This window comes from Granulosicoccus antarcticus IMCC3135 (assembly GCF_002215215.1).
Classification (GTDB): Bacteria; Pseudomonadota; Gammaproteobacteria; order Granulosicoccales; family Granulosicoccaceae; genus Granulosicoccus; species Granulosicoccus antarcticus.
The window spans coordinates 6,056,615-6,073,526 of record NZ_CP018632.1; the positions used below are offsets into that span (position 1 = coordinate 6,056,615).

The following is a 16,912-nucleotide window of genomic DNA, read 5'->3' on the forward strand; positions in this document are numbered from 1 at the left end:
CTGTTTGAGCCAGAGTTCCTGAATCGTAACAAGACCTCAGTTGGCATGGCGCAAGGCAACGATCGGCGGCGTATAAAGCACCCGCCGTGTTGCCAGATAGCCAGCTGTGGCAATTCCGAAAGCTCCACCAAAAATACCGATGATCCATAACCAGGCGTTCAGTTGAAACGGAAGTTCAAATACAAACTGACTCAAAGACCAGGCGATGAGCGTTGCAAACAAGGATGCCAGCAAGCCCGCGATGGCACCCAGTATGGCAAATTCTGCAATTACCGCCTCACGCAACTGCTGATGTGATGCTCCCAGTGCACGCAACAATGCGGACTCACGAATACGCTCGCCCCGGCTACTTTGCACGGCAGCCAGCAATACACAGAAACCGGCCAATAATGTGAACAGGAATACATATTCTACCGCTAAAGAGGCTCGATCCATCAAAGACTTGATTCGGGTAATGATTGCACCAACATCGAGCGTGGCAATGCCTGGAAATTGACGCACCCAACCGGTTGTTGTCGCGGCAAAATCCCCATCGATATGAAAGCTTGTGATGTATGTCGATGGCAGCCCTTCAAGCATTGCCGGAGAGGAAACGGCAAAAAAATTCACTTGAAAAGACTCCCAGTCCACTTCTCGCCAATTGGCAATAGTTGCACTTGTCTCCACCCCTGCACTCTTGAAGGTCAGAGTGTCACCAATGGCGTAACCTCGCTCTTCCGCCCATTCCTGCTCGACAGAGAGTAAAGGCGGTGCACTGCCATCGGTAGCCCACCACTCTCCGGACACAATCTGGTTACCTGCGGGAACACTGTTCGAATAGGAAAGGTTGTACTCGCGCCGAGCCCGTCGCTCATCCTGATCGCTGGAATCATCCGACAGAACCGGCTCGCCATTGTGGGCAACCAGACGGGCCCTGATCATCGGATGTATTCCCGTGCTCTGTATGCCCTGGGATTCGAGCTGAGCCGCCAGACCCTCAACCTGATCGGGTTGAATATTGACGATGAATACATTGGGGGCATCCTCAGGCAAGTCCTGCTCCCAGGCGGATAGCAGGTCAATCCGGACAATGGATATCAACAGCAGGGCCATGATACCCATGGCAAAAGCGGCCAGCTGTACGGTACTACTGGCGGCGCGGCGCTGCAAACCGGCAGTACTCAACCGAAATCGCGGCCCGGCCAGTGATCTTACGCCCTTGATCATGACGCGGCCAAACAGGCCAAAAATCGCCAACATGACAACCACGCCAAGCACCACGATAACGCTCAACAGCAAATCGCGAGACAGTAGAAAAACAACAATGAACGTGGCCACAAAACCAAACAAGGCGGTCGTCATGGCACTGGCGTCCATACTGGAATAATCTCTCTGTAAAACACGCATGACATTGACACGCCCTGCCTGAATGATAGGTAGAAGACCAAAACCTGCCAGTGCAATAAAGGCTGTCAATGTGCCTATAAGCGGAGCCATGAAGCCCGGCGCGGGTAGTGCCAGACCGAACCAGCCCTGCAGAAGATTGGCGAGTACCAACTGGGCGAACCAACCCAGAGTTATGCCGATTACCGAGGCAACCAGAGCAATCAATGCCAACCGTGTGGACAGCCATACAATCACTTCAGCACGGGTCGCACCCAGGGTGCGCATGACAGCACTGGCGTCAGCCTGCTTCAGGGCAAAATGACGAACAGCCAGAGCAATGGCAGCACCTGCCAACAGGACGGTGACAACCGAGGCCAGCCCCAGAAAACGCTGAGCCCGATCCAGAGCACGTTTCATCTGCGGGCTGCCATCACGCACTCCCTGCACACGTACCTCACTGGTGTATTCGGTTTCCAGAAAATCCCTTGCCGTGTCCACCGCTGCCGTTTCGCCAGCCATCAGCAAGGTATAGGTTGCCCGACTGCCTTCACCCAGCAACCCTGCCGCCTCCAGATCATCCAGACTGATCATGACCCGAGGTGCAAATTCGAAGGCATTCTCGCCCCGATCGGGCTCAAAAAGAATGATCTTGTCTACCGCAAACTGACTGGCGCCCAGTGTCAGAGTATCGCCAACACTCAGCTCCAGGGCCGAGCGTAACTGGCTGTCGACCCAGACAGTTCCGGGTGCCGGCGAACCAGCTTCGGCGTTGAAACTGGTCTCCGGCGTATTCATTTCTGCAAGGCGCAACGTGCCTCGCAGGGGGTAATTACCGGACACCGCCTTGATGGCAACGAGCTGTGATTCTTCGCGCTCATTAATGACAACACTCGGAAAACGCACGTATTGCGCTGTCTGCAGGTCCCGCTGCTCTATATTGCTGAGCAGCTCCGGCGGGAGCTTGAAGCCAGAGCTTGCCATCAGATCGGCTGCCAGCACATCGCCTGCCTGACGCTCGACGGCACGACCAATACGATCAGTAAAGAAACCCACGGCTGTGACCGAGGCGACGGCGACCAACAAGGCCAGCGCCAATACTCGCAGTTCACCAGCACGCAGATCTCGCCCCAGGGAACGCAGAGCAAACATGAATTGACGCAGCCAGCCGGCTTTGCGCTTTTGCTGAGCTGCCGGAATTGCGCCTTCGACGCTGACAGGATTCGCCAGGCTCATACCGCTTCCAACCGTCCGTTGCCCATACGCAGAATACGATCACAACGGCCCGCAAGTTTATCGTCATGGGTAACCAGAACCACTGCCGAGCCTTGCTGACGGGTCAGGGCAAACATCAGCTCTACGATCTTTTCACCCGTCTCGCTATCCAGATTACCGGTCGGCTCATCAGCAAACAGCAAAGCGGGCTCGGAAACAAAGGCACGAGCCAGCGCGACTCGCTGCTGTTCACCGCCTGACAGCTGCAAGGGCTGATGCCCTTCACGATGCTCCAGACCGACCTTGGCCAGCATGGCACGGGCTCGTTTGGCAGCATCAGCGTCACCAGTCAGTTCCAGTGGCAGCATGACATTCTCAAGTGCCGTCAGACCGGGCAACAACTGAAAGCTTTGAAAGACGAAACCAACCCGCCCTGCACGCAAACGGGCACGAGAATCCTCATCCATCGTCGACAGCGGCTTGTGCAAGAGCTCCACGGTACCTTCCGTCGGTGTATCAAGACCGGCCAGAATACCCAGCAAGGTAGATTTGCCTGAGCCGGACGGACCGACAATAGCAACAGCCTCGCCCGGGTGAATCTCGATATCCAACGCATGCAGGATAGTCAGATCACCCTCGGGACCGCTAACGCGCTTGGCAATCTGTTGACCGATTAGAACGGCATCCGATGTAGCAGCAACGGCACTATTGTCGCTGGCGCTGGTCTGACTATTCATACGGTCTCGCAAGAGTGGGGCTGCCAGCATTGCTTACTGCCAGCGTTAAAACGCGGATAATGGGGATATTTACGAGATGCACAAGCTATGAGATTCACTGCAGTCATTCGAAATTTGTTATTTCTCACTCTCATCCTGGGCGCCAATGGGGCTCGTGCTGAGAGCTACACGGTTCTGGTAATGGGTGACAGTATCGGTGCCGCCTACAACCTTGACGAGGCAGATGGTTGGGTCAACCTGCTAGGCGAGACCCTGCGCGAAGAAGACCTGGATGTGGAAATGGTCAACGCCAGCATTAGCGGTGACACCACCTCTGGCGGACTGCGTCGTCTACCCGACGCCCTGGACCGGTTTACACCTGATCTTTTGGTCATAGAGCTGGGTGGTAACGATGGTCTGCGCGGTTATCCACCGAAAAACATGCAGAAGAACCTGGAAGATATGGCAAATATTGCTCGTGAACGCGATATTGATGTCCTGATACTGGGCATGTTGATACCAACAAATTATGGCAACGCCTATCTGAAGATGTTTGCCAAAGCATTTTCCACGGCTGCAGAAAATACCGACAGCACACTGATTCCTTTTCTTCTGGAACCTATTGCTCAGGATCGAGCCTATTTCCAGGCTGATGGCATCCACCCGACCGCCGAGGCCCAACCCTTGCTGATGAAACATACACTTCCGTTCATCAGAACATTCGTTGCAGGAGACAGTTGATATGCCAGCTCGCCGTAAGTTCAATTTCGAAGGTTCACAAGGGGAGCAGCTGTCTGCACTGCTGGAAACACCAGACCAGGAACCCTTAGCCACAGCTCTGTTTGCACACTGCTTTACCTGTGGTAAAGACATTGCAGCCGCTTCCAGAATCTCCCGAGCTCTTGTCAAGCGCGGCTATGCCGTCATGCGTTTCGACTTCACCGGATTGGGTAATAGCGACGGCGATTTTGCCAATACCAATTTTTCCTCCAATGTGCGCGACCTGGTAGCCGCTGCCGACCATTTACGCGAAGAAGGTCTGCCACCTTCCATTCTGATCGGGCACAGTCTTGGAGGTACCGCAGTACTGACGGCGGCCCATCAGGTTCCCGAATGCCTGGGCGTGGTCACCATCGGCTCACCCGGTGATGCGCGGCACGTGTCAGCACAATTTGCCTGCGATATCGGCACCATAGAAGAGAATGGCGAAGCTGAGGTTAGCCTGGCGGGCCGCAAGTTCACCATTCGCAAACAGTTTCTGGACGATATCAACCAGACATCCATCGATCATATCGGCAAGCTCAAGAAAGCCTTGCTGGTCATGCACTCTCCCATTGATGCCACTGTCAGCATTAGCGAAGCCGAGCGTATCTATAAAGCGGCGCATCACCCCAAGAGTTTTGTCAGCCTCGATGATGCAGATCATCTGCTAACCCGTGCGGCCGACTCTGAATATGTAGCGGATATCATTGCCGCCTGGGCTTCCCGGAAAATCCCCATGCAGGCCGCTGCAACTCGACCAGACATCAAGTCTGGTGAGGTGAAAATCAGTGAGCGTGATCATAAATTCATGCTGGATGTCTACAGCGATGACCATCAATGGATTGCTGATGAACCGACCAAAGTGGGCGGTCGCAATGCCGGACCCGACCCTTATGAACATCTGCTGGCCTCGGTTGGCGCCTGCACGGCAATGACTCTTCGCATGTACGCGGCTCGCAAGCAATGGCCACTGGATTCTGCCGAAGTGGTTCTACGACACAATCGGGAGCATTTGCAAGATTGCGAAGGCTGTGATGAAAAACCGATGCAGCTGGATGTGATTGATCGAGACATCACCTTGCATGGTGATCTGGATGAAGAACAACACGAGCGACTCATGGCCATTGCCGACAAATGCCCGGTACATCGAACTCTCACAGGAGAGCTGAGTATCCGGACACGTCAGATTCGCGCATGACGACAGCATAATCCCCATCCCCTGCTGGAGAGTTCTGGATCTAGTCTGAAGTCGACTAGAATCAGAAAAACGATTCAGGAGTTTCCGTACAGCCGCTCTTCAAGTGATTTGCCGCGCGATATCTGGCGATAACGCCAGCCTTTGTCAGACAGCAGTTGCATTAATACCAGACTGCCGTGCATATCATCATCTGCCTGAATCAAATAGTCTCCCTGAGCACTGCGACTGGCCTGCCGGATACCCGGCAGCTTCGCAGCTGCTTCGAGAAATTCGTCCTCAGGCACTGTGGCAAGCCGCAGTGTGATGAAACCTTGATCATTGTCCTCCACTACCAGTGGTCCACTACTGATCAAGCGCCCTTTTTCCAGATAGACAACCGAATTGCAGAGACGCTCAAGCTCATCCAGATTATGCGAGCTGACAATAAATGTCGTGTCCCGGGATTGCTGACGAATCAGATCGCGTATCAGCTTTGCGTTCGGTGGATCGATACCCGCCGTCGGCTCGTCCAGCAGTACCAGCCGGGGCGCACCCAGCAGGGCCTGTGCGATGGCAATGCGTTTTCGCATGCCATGGCTCAGATCAGAAGGCTTGGTATTGATCGACTCCAACAGATCAACCGTCTCCAATACACGCTGCACATCTGCACGCGCCTCACGACGGTTCATGCCCTGTAAGCGCGCAAAAAAACGTAACTGCCTGCCAACACTCAAACGTGGATCAAGCAGAGCGTCCTGTGGCAATGCCGCCAATTGTCCACTCAGCGACTGTGCACCCGGCTTGCCGCCAAGTACGGAAATCTGACCACTGCTTTTACCAATAAAGCCGCAGATCAGACTGATCAGTGTCGTTTTACCGGCCCCATTGGGACCAATCAAGGCGATAGGTTCGCCGGTTGATAGCGACAGGGAAACATTATCCAGTGCTAGCTGGCTGCCATAGCGCTTGGATAAACCCTGGCATTCGATGAGTGTTTCAGACATTTTTACAGATCGCGCCTTTGCATCATGAATGCACCCACCAGTAACAGAATAACCGTGTGCAGCACGGGAATCGCTGCAAAATTCAGCGTCTGCCAATCAGACAAACGCAGAAGCTGCCCTACCTGAGAACCTGGCAAGACCCAGTCAAGCACAGGCAAGGGACCAAATCGTGATTGCAGAAAACCAACCAGCAAAGAGACACCCAACCACAAGATGGTGGCGTACAAGGTTGCTTGGCGGGCAGAACGCGCCAAAACTGACACCCACGCCATCAAGGCAATATAAGGCAGGACCAACAAGACAAGATTGATGACAATCACCGGTACACGTGCCATCGCTGCAGGCATCAGATCGGCAGAATTCAGGCTGATAACCAACATGACACTACCCAGTGTTGCCAGAACCACTAGCGTCATGATCACGCATTGGCCCAGAAAGCGGCCGAGAAAAATCTCCAGCCGCGAACAGCGCAAAATCAGAAAGCGCAGGGTGCCACGGCTGCGGTCCGAGGCTGTCTGGTCGGCTGAAACAATGATCGCCATGAACGGTAGAAGATACAGACAGACAACCCAGTAGACGGCCAGCTCAGGAGCTGGCCATTGCTGCCAGGCCGTTAATCCCAGCCTGGGCAGCAGCGCCTCTGCCAGACCGGATTCATTGGCGCCTGCAAAAAATGCCGATGCCGGCAATATGCCGTAATTCAGAACACCTGCCCAGATCAGTACGAACCCGAACAGCGATAATACGCCGCGTCGGGTCGACAACAATCGCAGGATTTCATCCTGCGCAATGGTGAATATTCTCATACTGAAATCAGGGTCTCGCTGATGGATCTACTGGCAGCGATATCAGGCTTCCGGTCGCATATGTGGAAACAAGACGACATCACGAATACTGGGCGATGCTGTCAGCAACATGACCAACCGATCGATACCAATGCCCTGCCCGGCAGTCGGCGGCATGCCGTATTCCAGAGCTCGCACGTAGTCTGCATCGTAATGCATGGCCTCTTCATCGCCCGCATCCTTGTCGGCTACTTGCGCCTTGAAACGCTCAGCCTGATCTTCCGCATCATTCAACTCAGAGAAGCCATTGCAGATTTCCCGTCCGCCGACGAACATCTCGAACCGGTCTGTGACAAAAGGGTTGTCATCATTGCGACGCGATAGTGGCGATACTTCTGTCGGGTAGAGTGTAATGAAAGTCGGGTCCATCAACTTCTCTTCCACCGTAGCTTCGAAGATCTCTGTCTGGATCTTGCCAAGGCCCCAGTTAGGCTTCACCGTGATGTGCAGCGCACGTGCCAGAGTGGTTGCACTCTCAATGTTCTGCAACTGCTCAGCGGTGACATCTGCGTTATAGGCAAGAATGGAATCAAACAGGCTCAACCGTGTAAAAGGCTTTTCGAAATCGTAGTGCTGATCACCCTTTTCCGAGGGTATCTGCAGGGTGCCAATAACATCACTGGCCAGCCCCCGAAACAAGGTTTCAGTCATATTCATCAGGTCGGTGTAATCGGCGTAGGCCTGATAGAACTCAATCATGGTGAACTCGGGGTTGTGCCGTGTGCTCAGCCCCTCATTGCGAAAATTCCTGTTGATCTCAAACACGCGATCGAAACCACCAACCACTAGTCGCTTGAGATACAACTCCGGTGCAATGCGCAGATAGAGCTGCATATCCAGTGCGTTGTGATGAGTCTCGAACGGCTTGGCTGCAGCACCTCCGGGAATCACATGCATCATGGGAGTTTCCACTTCCAGATAATCACGTTCGAGAAAGAAATCTCGAATATAAGCAATGATTGCCGAACGCAGTCGGAAGGTCTTTCTGGTCTCCTCACTAGTCATCAGGTCGACGTAGCGCTGACGGTAGCGTGTTTCCAGATCAGATAGTCCGTGAAACTTTTCAGGCAAAGGACGCAGTGACTTGGTCATCAGTTCAAAGTTGAGCACTTTGACGGACAATTCGCCCGTCTTGGTAATGAACACCGTGCCGCTCACACCCAGAATATCGCCCAGGTCCAGACGCTTGAATTGCTCATATAGCTCTTCACCCAGAGTGCCTTGGTGGAAGAAAAGCTGGATAGTGCCACTGACGTCCTGCAAGTCGGCGAAACTGGCCTTGCCCATGATGCGCTGAGACATCATGCGACCGGCAACCTTGACGCTCACCGACTCTTCAGCCAGAACCTCTTTTTCCTTCTCACCGTGCTCAGCCAGCAATTGCGCTGCCTGATGTGTCGGCCGGAAGGTGTTGGGGAAAGGATTGCCCACTGTCCGCTGTTCGGCAAGCTTGGCTCGCCGTTGCTGGATCAACTGGTTGTCATCGTCACTCATGTGCAAGGTCTGGTTTCTGTCAGTGTGTCTGACGGGTTAAAGAAATCTGTGCGGCTCGTTGGCCGACCAGAAAGCCGACTAGAGGCCGGCTTTCAGGCTTTCGGTAAGGAATGCGGTGATGTCACCGTCCAATACGGCTTGTGTGTTGCTGGTCTCGATACCGGTACGCAAGTCCTTGATACGGGATTGATCCAGTACGTAGGAGCGAATCTGACTGCCCCAGCCGATATCCGACTTGCCCTCTTCCACCACCTGCTGATCGCCCATGCGTCGCTGCAACTCAGCTTCGTACAGCTTGGACTTCAACTGTTTCATGGCGGTTGCCTTGTTCTTGTGCTGCGAACGGTCGTTCTGGCACTGCACCACGATGCCACTGGGGCCATGTGTGATACGAACGGCGGACTCTGTCCGGTTAACGTGCTGACCACCGGCACCGCTGGCGCGGTAGACGTCGATACGCAGATCAGCCGGGTTGATATCGATGTCGATATCATCATCGACCTCAGGGGAGACGAATACCGCAGCGAAGGATGTATGGCGCCGACTACCCGAATCGAAGGGGCTCTTGCGCACTAGCCGATGCACACCGATCTCGGTGCGTAACCAGCCAAAGGCGTGATCACCTTCGAAACGGATCGTCGCTGACTTGATACCGGCAACATCACCGGCCGACACTTCAATGAGCTCGGTCTTGAAGCCCTGACGGTCGCCCCAGCGAAGATACATGCGTAGCAGCATCTCGGCCCAGTCCTGGGCTTCGGTACCGCCACTGCCGGACTGAATGTCCAGAAAGGCTGGAGCAGCATCCGCTTCGCCAGAAAACATACGACGAAATTCCAGTCCTGCAACGCGCTCTTCCAGACTGGCCAGATCGGCAGCGACTGCCGTCACGGTATCCTCGTCGTCTTCCTCACGAGCCATTTCCAGCAAATCAGCAGCATCTCCCAGTCCGGAATCCATTGCCTCGATGATGTCTATAGTCTCTTGCAAGGTCGCCCGACGCTGACCCAGCTTCTGAGCCTTGTCAGGATCGTTCCAGACCTTGGGATCTTCCAGCTCTCGAAGAACTTCTTCTAGCTCTTCCTTTTTGCCTTCGTAGTCAAAGATACCCCCGGAGGGAGTCGGCACGCAGCCGCAGATCCTCGATGTGGGTGATGTAGGGGTTGATTTCAATCATGACAGCAGGAGCTTGGATAGATTAGGACACAGGATGCAAGTTTACCGCAATACGACCGCTTCCAGATGATGCACTCGTAGCTGAACCTGTTGACGATCACGCCAGGTATTCATCTCCAGAGAGTAGACAAGCCTGACCTCCTCCCCAGGGGAGGCCACAGCAACGCAATTGAAGGCGATCGCATCCACGCTGGCGTGATTCTGCGGGTCTTCCAACGTCAATTTCAGGTGTTTGCCATCACCCACTTCACGCTGACTGGCGATAATGAAATTCCCGGCAAACAAGGGAGCCTCGAACCCCTGCCCCCACGGCATCAGGTTCTCCAGCAAGCGGGCATTGTCCAGGTTACGTTCGTCACAATCCAGAGTGCCATCGACCTCATATTCACGCTCGACCAGACGCCCACCCATGGCCTGACGTACGGTTTCTTCAAAATAGCCACGAAACAGCTCAAAACTGGCTCGCGGCAGACTCAGGCCGGCAGCCATGGCGTGACCTCCGAACTTTTCTATCATGCCCGGATGAAGAGTCGCGATCGATTGCAACACATCGCGGATATGCACGCCTTTGATCGAGCGAGCCGAGCCTTTCAGATTGTCACCATCACCCCCTGCGAAGACGACACAGGGCCGATGCAGGCTCTCTTTGATACGCCCGGCCAGAATACCAATGACGCCTTCATGCCAGTCCTCATCCATCAGGCATACCGAGAACGAGTCGTTCTGTTCCAAGCCGTTGATGTCCATATTCAGCAATTGCTCTTCTGCAGACTCACGCATGTCCTGTTCGATGGTACGGCGCCGCTGGTTCAGATCATTGAGCGAGCTTGCCAGCGGCATGGCGCTCGATTCTGAAGTGGCCATCAGACAACGCACTCCAACGGACATATCGTCCAGCCTGCCCGCTGCATTCAACCGCGGGCCAATGCCAAAGCCGATATCCTGCGTTGAGATAGTGGCGGGATCCTTGCCAGCTACCTGCATCAATGCCAGTACACCCGGACGAGTATGAGCGCTTCGAATACGTCGCAAACCCTGCTCAACCAGTATCCGGTTACAGCGATCCAGCGGCACCACATCGGCAACCGTGCCGATCGCAACCAGATCCAGCAGATCTGCCAGGCGCGCCTTGCCATGCGCATCGCCCTGCTCTGCCAGCTGGCGACGCATGGCCAGCAGGACATAGAAAATAACGCCCACACCTGCCAGATTCTTCGCCGGAAAGGTAGAACCAGGCACATTCGGATTAACGATGGCTGTCGCAAGCGGCAAGATTTCAGGGGCCAGATGATGATCAGTGACAACGACATCAATTCCCCAGTGCCTTGCCGTTTCAACACCTTCAACCGAGGCAACACCATTATCGACGGTCAGGATCACAGCCGGCTGGTGCAGTTCCTGAGCAACATCGACAATGGCGGGTGACAGGCCGTAGCCAAACTTGAAACGACTGGGTATGAGAAAATCGATGTGTTCAAAACCCAGCATTCGCAAACCCAGCAAGGCAACGGTGGTGCTCGTCGCACCATCGCAATCGTAGTCACCCACTACCAGCAGACGTTCACCCTGATCACGCGCCTGAAGCAGTCGTGTAACCGCCTTGTCGATATCAGGCAACAAGTCTGGTCGCGGCAGATCCGCCGGTGAAAAGTCCAGCTCGGCGACATCCGTAACACCGCGTGCCGCCAGCAAGCGATGCACCAATGCATTGGAGTGCAGCACGACCGGCAACTCGGGCACGGCTCGCTCGATGATGTGAACCGCCAATGCTTTGCTTGTACTGACCATTACGATCTTCCTGCAAGTCGGTTCCAGAGCTTTCCGGCAGTGACAGCAAGGCTGTCCCTCAGGCGCTCTGCTGCGGACATTTGCAAGACTCTGGCAGCATGCTCAGCAGATGCAGCGGCAGTGATGGTGTCAGCGTTCATCAACCCTTGGAAACCGTCTTCATTAAGAATCTTGAGTTCGATAGCATCACCTTGCTTCATTCTGCTCAATAGTGGTGCAAGCCAGTTATCTACCAGTTGGCCTTCTGCTGCGTCCAGGGCTGGCTCATCATCGCTGAACAGTGCTTGTGCCAGGCGTGTATCAACCAACAGGGAGTGCGGATGAGCAGAGTCTGGACTGTAGGCATCAAGTGGTTCGCATACCACTCCCAGATAGGCGGCAAGCGCTACCGTGTACTCATCATCGGCATAAAGCCGCAACGACTGTTGTAGCTCAGAGCTAGCGACCTGACCGGATTGCAGCGCAGCACCGCCCCAGAACCAGACACTATTGATTGGCAGGTAGCCATTTTGTTCGCGTTCAATATTGACCGGATGCGTGTGCAGCAGCATCTGCAACTCGGTCATCAGGCGCCGCCAGTCGCCCGATGCGTCACCCTCTGGCAGAAAGGCGGATGCATTGCGATAAGCCAGAAACGACGGAGGATAACTGGATAGAGCTGTGCCCTCCTTGCCACCCATGAACCAGCGCCCAGCCTCGGTTCGGCCAAAACGCAAACCATCTGCCTGCACAAAATCATTGATTGATTTCAGTAGTGCATCCGCCTCGCTTGCCTGCAGGTTCAACTTGTCGACGGGTATCAGAGTTGCGGAATCCCGATCAGCACGAAAGTGGATCGGATCCGCACAAACCAGCATATTTTCGAATTCTTGCACGAATGTGCACTCATTCGCACTATGCGAACGACGAAAAAGCTCTGCCGCTGGTAAATGCTGAGCATCCCAGTCGGAGTGCGCAATCAGTCGCGATAACTGCGCCTGCCAGGGCTCCATGGCATGGCCCTCGCTCCAATGTAGCGCCCCAATTTGTGACGTACGCGGAAAAACCGGAGCCAACACGGTTACATTGATCTGGGGACTGACCATCATCAGAAACTCTCGGAGGAACTCTCGGGGGAACTCTCAGCAGACTCTGCACTCACAAACTGGCAATACTGCTGTGTGTGGAACCTGTTTGCACTACCGGTGGAATCCGATATAGCTGACTATTCTACGCTGCTAGTACCAACAGCCACCAATAGTCAGTCTCACCTTCGAGAGTGTTTGAACAAGAATGCAGAACCGCAAGCTACTTATCTCAGTCCTGGTCATTTTAGTGGCAGGTTTTTTCTTTTTCGATATCGGGCGGTTTTTCAGCCTCGAGTATCTGAAAAACGAACAGGCGGCACTGGCTACATTCTATGAGCAACAGCCACTACTGGTCATAGCCATTTTCTTCTTTGGCTATATTGCAGTGACAGCACTGTCACTGCCGGGCGCCGCCATTCTGACTTTGGCAGCCGGGGCTCAATTCGGTCTGCTCACAGGCACCGTGATTGTCTCCTTCGCCTCGACCATTGGAGCCACTCTTGCATTTTTAGTGTCACGCTACCTGCTTAGAGACACGATTGAGAGCCGTTTTGGCGACAAACTCAAGACCTTCAATCGAAACATCGAAAAGGACGGCGCTTTCTATCTGTTCACAGTACGCCTGGTCCCCGTCTTCCCCTTCTTTCTAGTGAACCTTGTCATGGGACTCACGCCACTGAAAACCGGTGTTTTTTACATCGTAAGCCAGATCGGCATGCTCGCAGGAACACTCGTATTCGTTAACGCCGGCACACAATTGGCGAAAATCGACAGCCTGAGCGGCATATTGTCTCCGGGCCTGATTTTCTCCTTTGCTTTGTTAGGCATTTTTCCACTTGTTGCAAAAAAGGTAATCGACATGATCAAGGCCGGCAAACGGTTTGAAGGCTATACCAAACCGCAGAAATTCGACCAGGACATCGTAGTACTGGGAGCCGGCTCAGGCGGACTCGTAAGTGCCTATATAGGCGCCGTGGTCAAGGCCAAGGTGACGCTGATTGAAAAAGCTCAGATGGGCGGTGACTGTCTCAACACCGGCTGTGTGCCTTCCAAGGCGCTGATCCGCAGTGGCAAACTGATGCACAACATCAAGAACAGCGAAAAATACGGCATCCAGAATGCCAGTGGCGAGGTCGATTTCGCCAAGACCATGCAGCGTGTTCACGATGTCATTGCCAAAATCGAACCTCACGACTCGGTCGAGCGTTATTCCAGCCTGGGTGTCAATGTGATTCAAGGCGAAGGCCGTATCACATCCCCGTGGACTGTCGAGGTCAACGGCCAGACTCTAACGACACGCAACATCATCATCGCTACCGGTGGTTCACCGTTTGTGCCTCCCATTCCGGGCCTGGACAAGGTGAACTATCTGACATCACACAACCTCTGGGAGCTGAAAACTCATCCCAAGCGCCTGGTTGTTCTTGGTGGCGGCCCTATCGGTTGCGAACTGACACAGTCATTCCGACGACTCGGCAGTGAAGTGGTACAGGTTGAACAGGCCCCACAAATCATGGGTCGTGAGGATCCGGACGTGGCCGAAATGATTCGTCAGCGATTTGTGAACGAAGGCGTGCAGGTGATGGTCAACACCAAGGCGGTGTCTGTGGAGCTCAACGGCGACGAGAAATCACTGGTGTGCGAAGCTAATGGCGAAACCATCAAGGTCCCGTTTGATGAAATCATCATCGCTGTCGGGCGCAAGGCCAACACCTCCGGGTTCGGTCTTGAAGAGCTGAAAATCAGTCTCAACAAGAACGGCACAGTTGCCACCAATGAGTATCTGCAAACCGACTTCCCGAACATCTATGCAGTCGGTGATGTAGCTGGCCCTTACCAGTTCACCCATGTCGCCGCTCATCAGGCCTGGTATGCAGCTGTCAACTCCCTGTTCGGCATGTTCAAGAAGTTTCGAGCCGACTACCGGGTCATTCCCTGGGCAACTTTCACCGATCCGGAGGTTGCTCGTGTAGGACTGAACGAGTCCGACGCTAAAGAGCAGAATATTGCCTACGAACTGACCACTTACGGTATCGACGATCTGGACAGAGCCATTGCCGACAGTAGCGATTATGGTGTCGTAAAAGTCCTGACCAAACCGGGTAAAGACAAAATTCTGGGCGTCACGATTGTCGGTGAACACGCTGGCGACCTGATTGCCGAATATGTACTGGCCATGAAACACGGCTTGGGGCTGAACAAGATTCTTGGCACCATACACATCTACCCCACCCTCTCAGAGGCCAATAAATACGCGGCAGGCGAGTGGAAACGAGCCCACCAACCTGAAAAGCTGCTGGCCTGGGTTGAAAAGTTTCACACCTGGCGTCGAGGCTGAATTTAGCAAGTTACTCTGGATCTGTTCAATTCAAGGATCCAGAGGGTTTGCTCATGGAAATTCCCAATCTCGACAGCAAGTCGTTGACCCTAATGCGGACTTGATTGACTGCAATCTGGGCATGATTGACGGCTCATTCCCTGACACCTTCAAGTCGCCCACAAAAAAGGCGGCTGATAGTTTTCACTATCAGCCGCCTTTCGACGCAACCCTTTCCAAGAAAGGCCGTTGACTAAGTCAACGGCTCTAGTTCTTGGTAATCGTTGCTTTTTACTGCTTCTTGTAGACGCGAACGTAGTCGATCTCAAGTGCAGGATTGGAGAACTCAACCAGATCATTGGCATTAGGGTAACGATTGTTGGAATCACGTCCCAGACCACCCGAGTTAGCTGGGAAGTTGGTCCAGTTACCACCCATGGCCAGGTTGAGCATGACGTACAGTTCTTCGAAGTTTGCCTCGTTGTTGACCATTCGACTTGTCTCTACGCCATCGATGTACCAAACGACAGTGCCTGGAGTCCAGTCAACAGCATAGACATGATAGTCCTCGCTGTAGTCTTTACCGGTGTACACCTGACCACTGGGAGAAGGCTTGATGAAGTTGGCATCACCGCTGTAGGTTGCAGTCACGTTCTTGAAATAATGGAATGAATTGTAGATATACCAAGGTGCATGACCCAGGTTTTCCATGATGTCGATTTCAGTACGCTGTGTACCTTCCCATGCACGGTTTTCATGGAACAGCCAGAAAGCCGGGAATGTACCTACATGACTTGGAATCTTGATTCGAGCTTCAAAGTAGCCGTACTTCTGGCTGAACTTCTCATGTGTTGAGATTGCGCCGGAAAGGAAGGTCTGCTGTGCAGACATTTCGTCCAGAGAACCGTAAGTACGCTTGTTGGTATTGGTCTGCAAAGGATTCTTGGCGGCACGAATAGAAAGCGTTGAGCCATTGAACTGGAAAGGATTATAAACCGGGACCACTTTCTCGGTATGTGCAGAATCGGGACTGAGCACGTTGACATAGAACTGATCTTCGCCATTGATGACGCGATATTCGTAACGCTCGCCATTGAACTCACCGTCCCAACGCAGCTGCGAATGCCAACGGTAAGGGTTCAGAGCAGTACCGTTGAACTCATCACTGAAAACCAGCTCGTAGCCACTCTTCTGTGATGTTTCCGAATAATTGTATGAAGCCGGGTCGATCAGGCTTTGCACACTGGATGCACTCTCGTCGCCCACTATCTGTTCCGGTGGTGGCGCAGTAGAGTCACTCAAGAGAACGCCGCTGCTGCTTCTGCCGTTTCCAAGAGTTGTTACATTGGCCTTGAAGGTCTCTGACTGAACAGATTTGAGGCCATTGGCGTCAACCGCCTTGACTGTCAGTGAATGCTCGCCAACCCAGAGGTTGCTGCTGGTATATAGCAATTCTGAAGTTTCGCCAGCATAAGCACCATCAACGGTGACTTCGTAAGTGCTGGCGCCCTCTACGCTGCCCCAGCTCCAGACGATCGAGCCATTACCGTCTTCGGTGCCACGACCATCACCAGGAGCTGTAAAGCCACTGCTAGCGTTGCGTGAGACGGGTACCACACTGTTGTTGTTGCTGCTGGCTGCCTGCTGAGTTCCACCAATGACAGTACTGCGGCTGACAGATGAGGCGTTGAACTGGCTATTGACAGTGATCTTGACCGTATTGGTGCTCACTGAAGAGGTGCCGTTGGCTTCGATCGCACGCACTTGCATGGAGTGATCGCCCTGCCAGAGGTTACGACTGAAATATTGAGGATCTCGAGTAATACCCTCGTAGTTACCGTCGATGGAGATCTCATAGTGAGCAGCACCAGGAACACTGGCCCACTCCCATTTGACAGTAGATTGGGCTACCTCAGTACCGCGAGGATCCTGTGGGGCATCGATAGCGTAAGCCACGGAAGTTGTGAGTCCTGAACCTACCAGAACAAG

Annotated in this window: 12 protein-coding genes; 3 read left to right on the forward strand and 9 right to left on the reverse strand. The window is 53.8% G+C overall.

Translation table 11 applies throughout. From position 1 onward, the window contains the following. Positions 1–36: 36 nt before the first annotated feature. Both IMCC3135_RS26255 and IMCC3135_RS26260 read right to left on the reverse strand, forming a co-directional pair. Positions 37–2,598 carry an ABC transporter permease gene (locus IMCC3135_RS26255; protein WP_088920285.1) on the reverse strand — a complete coding sequence of 854 codons (2,562 nt, stop codon included), beginning with the start codon at positions 2,596–2,598 and terminating at the stop codon, positions 37–39. Further along, entirely contained in the window at positions 2,595–3,314 is a 720-nt protein-coding gene (locus IMCC3135_RS26260; RefSeq protein ID WP_088920286.1) for an ABC transporter ATP-binding protein, read from the reverse strand. Before IMCC3135_RS26260 ends, IMCC3135_RS26255 begins: the two co-directional genes overlap by 4 nt. 87 nt (positions 3,315–3,401) lie before the next feature. Between IMCC3135_RS26260 and IMCC3135_RS26265 the strand changes: the two genes are divergently transcribed. After that, positions 3,402–4,034 (forward strand): arylesterase, encoded by a 633-nt coding sequence (locus IMCC3135_RS26265; protein WP_088920287.1) that lies wholly within the window; start codon positions 3,402–3,404, stop codon positions 4,032–4,034. Between the two features lies 1 nt (position 4,035). Beyond that, positions 4,036–5,253: a bifunctional alpha/beta hydrolase/OsmC family protein gene (locus IMCC3135_RS26270; protein ID WP_088920288.1), complete on the forward strand. Its 1,218-nt coding sequence runs from the start codon at positions 4,036–4,038 to the stop codon at positions 5,251–5,253. 74 nt (positions 5,254–5,327) lie between these two features. Here the strand turns inward: IMCC3135_RS26270 and IMCC3135_RS26275 are convergent, their stop codons facing one another. The 6 genes from IMCC3135_RS26275 to IMCC3135_RS26300 form a co-directional block, all read right to left on the reverse strand. After that, positions 5,328–6,236: an ABC transporter ATP-binding protein gene (locus IMCC3135_RS26275; RefSeq protein WP_088920289.1), complete on the reverse strand. Its 909-nt coding sequence runs from the start codon at positions 6,234–6,236 to the stop codon at positions 5,328–5,330. 2 nt (positions 6,237–6,238) lie between these two features. After that, positions 6,239–7,042, reverse strand: a complete 804-nt coding sequence (locus IMCC3135_RS26280) for an ABC transporter permease (protein WP_088920290.1) — start codon at positions 7,040–7,042, stop codon at positions 6,239–6,241. A gap of 42 nt (positions 7,043–7,084) precedes the next feature. After that, the gene (gene lysS, locus IMCC3135_RS26285; protein WP_088920291.1) at positions 7,085–8,575 is read right to left on the reverse strand and encodes a lysine--tRNA ligase; all 1,491 of its coding nucleotides are present in this window, start codon (positions 8,573–8,575) and stop codon (positions 7,085–7,087) included. 78 nt (positions 8,576–8,653) lie between these two features. After that, positions 8,654–9,752, reverse strand: a protein-coding gene (gene prfB / locus IMCC3135_RS26290) for a peptide chain release factor 2 (RefSeq protein WP_157736280.1) whose coding sequence is annotated in 2 segments (ribosomal slippage) — positions 8,654–9,676 and positions 9,678–9,752 — 1,098 coding nt in all. Because the reading frame shifts where the segments join, the coding sequence is not laid out codon by codon here. 41 nt (positions 9,753–9,793) lie between these two features. Next, on the reverse strand, positions 9,794–11,539 hold the full coding sequence (gene recJ / locus IMCC3135_RS26295) for a single-stranded-DNA-specific exonuclease RecJ (RefSeq protein ID WP_088920293.1): 1,746 nt from the start codon (positions 11,537–11,539) through the stop codon (positions 9,794–9,796). After that, the gene (locus IMCC3135_RS26300; RefSeq protein ID WP_088920294.1) at positions 11,539–12,627 is read right to left on the reverse strand and encodes a hypothetical protein; all 1,089 of its coding nucleotides are present in this window, start codon (positions 12,625–12,627) and stop codon (positions 11,539–11,541) included. The genes recJ and IMCC3135_RS26300 overlap by 1 nt, the downstream gene beginning before the upstream one ends. A gap of 184 nt (positions 12,628–12,811) precedes the next feature. Between IMCC3135_RS26300 and IMCC3135_RS26305 the strand changes: the two genes are divergently transcribed. Further along, positions 12,812–14,944 (forward strand): FAD-dependent oxidoreductase, encoded by a 2,133-nt coding sequence (locus tag IMCC3135_RS26305; protein ID WP_088920295.1) that lies wholly within the window; start codon positions 12,812–12,814, stop codon positions 14,942–14,944. Between the two features lie 270 nt (positions 14,945–15,214). On the opposite strand, the gene IMCC3135_RS26310 is transcribed toward IMCC3135_RS26305, so the two are convergent. Continuing rightward, on the reverse strand, positions 15,215–16,879 hold the full coding sequence (locus IMCC3135_RS26310) for a glycoside hydrolase family 16 protein (protein WP_157736281.1): 1,665 nt from the start codon (positions 16,877–16,879) through the stop codon (positions 15,215–15,217). Between the last annotated feature and the right edge of the window lie 33 nt (positions 16,880–16,912).